We start from the raw sequence: 3,737 nt of genomic DNA on the forward strand, positions 1-3,737 counted from the left end.
GGCGGCGCGAGCGGCGCACCAGCAGCAGGACGAGCACGCCCGCGGCCACCAGCCCGATCGCGGGGGCCGGGTTGCGCGTGGCCTTCGCCGCGGCGTCCTCGGCGACCGCCTTCACTTGCGGGGGTGTGTGCTCGCCGAGTTGGCGGCCGGTCGCGACGGCGCGGTCGCGTACCGCCTCGGCCTTGGTCGCCGCGATGTGCGCGGTCCGCGACGCGGTCTCCCGGGCACGCTCGGGAATCGGGGTCGGCATGGTTCTTCGCTCCTCGTGGCCGGAAATCGTGGGACGCGGTCCCGACGGTGCGACGGGCACGCGTCATCCCGTATGCCGAAGCGGTTGCCCGGATGACGTGGGGGCATGCCGACCGATTGCGCTCCGCTCCCGCTCACGCCTCGGGGATCTGAATCCCTATCAGACACGTGTCATCACGGACGTTCGGCGTGCCCATGTGCCGCATCACGTGGGCGACGCACGCGTCCAGGCCGTCGGCGCAGTTCTCCCGGACCGTGCCCACCAGGCGCGACAGCCCGCGGCCCAGGTCGCCGCCCCGGTGTTCGATCAGCCCGTCGGTGTACATCAGCACCATGTCGCCCGGCGCCAGGTCGACCACACCGGACGCGTACGCCGCGTCGGGGGAGGCACCCAGGACCATGCCGAACGGCGGTTGCAGCACCCTCGGCCGGCCGTCGCGGACGTGCAGCGGCGGCAGATGCCCCGCCTGCGCCCACGTGAGCGTGCCCGTCGACGGGTTCAGCAGCGCGCAGATCGCCGTCGCGATGTACTCCGAACGCTGGTGGCACACCATGTGGTTGAGCCACGTCAGTATCTGCGCGGGTTCGGCACCGGTGTACGCCATGCCGCGCAGCGCGTGCCGCACGGTCGTCATGCCGGCCGCCGCGGGCAGGCCGTGCCCGGACACGTCGCCGATGGCGATGAGCGTGCGGCCGTCCGGAAGGGTCACCGTGTCGTACCAGTCGCCGCCGACCTGAGCGACCCGCTCCGCCGGGACGTAGTGCGCCGCGAACCGCAGGCTCGCCGAGTTGGTGACGTCGGGCGTGTGCACTATGGCCCGCTGGAGGAACTTCACGGCCTCGTGCTGCGCGGCCGTGCGCCCGCGCTCCTCGACCAACTGGTCACGTGCCTGTGCCAGTGCCTCCTGTGCCCGCCGCCACGCGGTGACGTCCTGGAGCACGCCGCGCAGCGCCAGAACCTCCTCACCGTCGGGATCGCACACAGCCTCGGCCGCCGCGCGTACCGTGCACGGCTTGCCGTCCGCCCGGCGGACCCGGAACTCCAGCGTCTGCGGCCGGTGTTGCGTCATCAGCTCCTGCAACACGGTCGTCGCGGCGGACAGGTCCTCCGGCGCGATCAGGTCGGCCACCGCGTCGGCACGCGGCGCACCGTCCTCCGGGTCACGTCCCACGATCGCGAACATCTCGGGGGACCACGCCATTTCGCCGGTGCCCGTGTCGTACTGCCACGTGCCCAGACGGGCCAGCCGCTGCGCCTGCGCGAGCTGGGCCGCCCGGCGTTCGTCCTCGTCGTGGATGCGCCAGCTCAGCAGCACACCGTCGAGAAAGCGCACCGCGCGCAGCGTCATCGTCGAGGACCGCAGCCGTCCCGACACCATCTCGATGAACTGCTCGGCCTCGCCTTCGTACGGCGTGCCGGTCCGCTGGACCTCCAGCAGGCTCTCGAAGATCCCGGACACCACCATCCCGGGATACAGCTCGGTCATGCGACGGCCGAGGACGTCCGCACCGGTCCGTCCGGCCAGGTCGACCGTCGCGGCGTTGGCGTAGTCGACGCGGAAGTCCGTCACCTCGCGGCCCGTTCCCTCGCGCAGCGGCGCGAGGATCACCACCGGGTCGAGGAGCGAGTCCAAAAGCGCCCGGAACCACATCTCGTCGCCGTACGCCACGCCGACGTCCGCCCGATCCGCGCGGGCGTCCAGGCGGCGCAGCACAGGGACGCACAACTGCCCCAGCGCGGCGGTGAACTCCTCCGGAACGCCGTCCGAGGGGGCCCCCGACCAGCTCACCGTCATCGCGCCGTGTGTGGTTCCCTCGGCGTCGGTCAGCGGTACGGCGCAGATCACCTCGCCCTGCACCAGCGTCTCGGCCGCCTTCGGATAGCGCCGCGCCAGATCGGCGCGGCCGCGGACCAGCACCGGCCGGCCGGCGCGCACCGCGTCGGTCAGCGGGAGGGCGGCTTGGGGAGGGATGCGCCGCCACTGACTGGCACGCTGCGCCGGCACGCCGTACGCGCCCACGAGCCGCAACGCTCCGTCCGGTTCCAGGACGGCGATCGCGACGGCGACCGCGCCGGTGGCACCGAGCGCTTCCGTGCAGACCAGGCGTGCCACATCGTCGCCGTCGGCCGCGGTTTCGAGTACGGACGCCGCGAGGTGGTAGCGCGCTGCCTGCTCGGACGGCAAAGGGGTGGGGGCCGTGACGTGGTCGGCCGCAGCGAGGGTGCGGGCACCCGGGGTCACGGGGAGCGTGGCCGTGAGGGTGTCGAGCGCGGGTACCTCGCGCTCCGCGGCACCCGAGGTGCCCTGGGACGCGGGTGGGGACCCCGGTGGCTCGGCGCGCAGCGAACCGTCGCGCCGCGAAGCTTTGTTGGATTTGCCGGATTTCTTCGACTTTCTCGGCCTGGTGGCCCGGTCGGCGGGCTCGCCCTGGGCGGCCTTCTCCGTCGCGTCGGCTTTCCGGCTTTCCTCGGCCGTGCCGACGGCCCTTCCGGGCGCATCGGAGGCGTCCGAAGCCGGGCCCGAACCGACCGGAGCGGCCGGTGGCTGCGGCGCCGAGGGCGGTGCGGCCACGCCGAGCAGCCCAGCCGCGACCTCGACGAGTTTCATGTTCGTGTGCTGCGACAACTGCGCGAGGTGCGAGAAGGCCTCGTCCGCCGTGCACGACAGGCGGCCCATCAGCAAGCCCTTGGCCTGCTCGATGACCCCGCGTGAGCGCATCGCCCGGCGCAGGCCGTCCACCTCGGCGCGCAGCCGGTCGACGGTCGCAGCCAGCGTGGCCGCTTCGGAGGCCGTGGACCGGGTGGGCAGCGGGGACGGCGACGTGCGGTCAGTCACGGCACGCCGCGGCGACATCGGCGTACGCGGGCAGCAGCGGAGCGACCTGCGTCACATCAAGAAGCCGGACGACAAGGTCGCCGGGACCCGCCAGGCGCAGTGCGCCGCCGTTCTCCCGCAGATCTCGTGCCATCCCCAGGAGGATACGCAACCCGGTCGAGTCCATGAACTCCACCTGACGCAGGTCGAGCACCACGCGGTGCGGGCCGGCGGTGTTCGTGGTGAGCGCGCGGACGACGTCGGCCAACCCGGGCGCCGAGTAGAAGTCGAGGTCACCGGTGATCGGCACCACGGTCCAGTCGCCGGGCCGCACGACGGCCGGTCCGTCGTCGGCCCGGTCTCGGTGACCGTTCGCGTCCGCCGCCCACGACGTTGGCAGCCCGGGCGGTTCCGGCGGCTGCGCCGGTTTCGGCAGGTCAGGCAGATGCGGCGTTTCCGGCATGCTCGTCTCCCAGGGCAGGGCGGTCGGAGTCGTCATTCCCGGCCGAAGCCGGGGTCGGGGCGCGGGTGGGGCCGCCGGTCGGACGCGGGTTCCCGCCCGGTCCCGGCCGGCCGCAGTGCCTGCGGATCCCGCGACGGCTCGTGGTCCCTGTGAGGTTCGGCACGCTGCTTCTCGTCCCCGTCCTTCCCCTGGGCGTCCCGGGCGGGGGG

3 protein-coding genes are annotated in these 3,737 nt (G+C 73.2%); all 3 read right to left on the reverse strand.

Annotated features, from left to right (window positions below):
* The coding region (locus tag ACRX5W_RS19640) for a hypothetical protein (protein ID WP_436789514.1) at positions 1–250 on the reverse strand (250 nt) is incomplete at its 3' end.
* 133 nt (positions 251–383) lie between these two features.
* Positions 384–3,086, reverse strand: a complete 2,703-nt coding sequence (locus ACRX5W_RS19645) for a SpoIIE family protein phosphatase (RefSeq protein WP_436789515.1) — start codon at positions 3,084–3,086, stop codon at positions 384–386.
* Complete coding sequence (locus ACRX5W_RS19650; protein ID WP_436789516.1) at positions 3,079–3,528, reverse strand: STAS domain-containing protein; 450 nt, start codon at positions 3,526–3,528, stop codon at positions 3,079–3,081. The genes ACRX5W_RS19645 and ACRX5W_RS19650 overlap by 8 nt, the downstream gene beginning before the upstream one ends.
* Positions 3,529–3,737 lie beyond the last annotated feature (209 nt).

The organism is Yinghuangia sp. YIM S10712, assembly GCF_051388935.1.
GTDB lineage: Bacteria > Actinomycetota > Actinomycetes > Streptomycetales > Streptomycetaceae > Yinghuangia.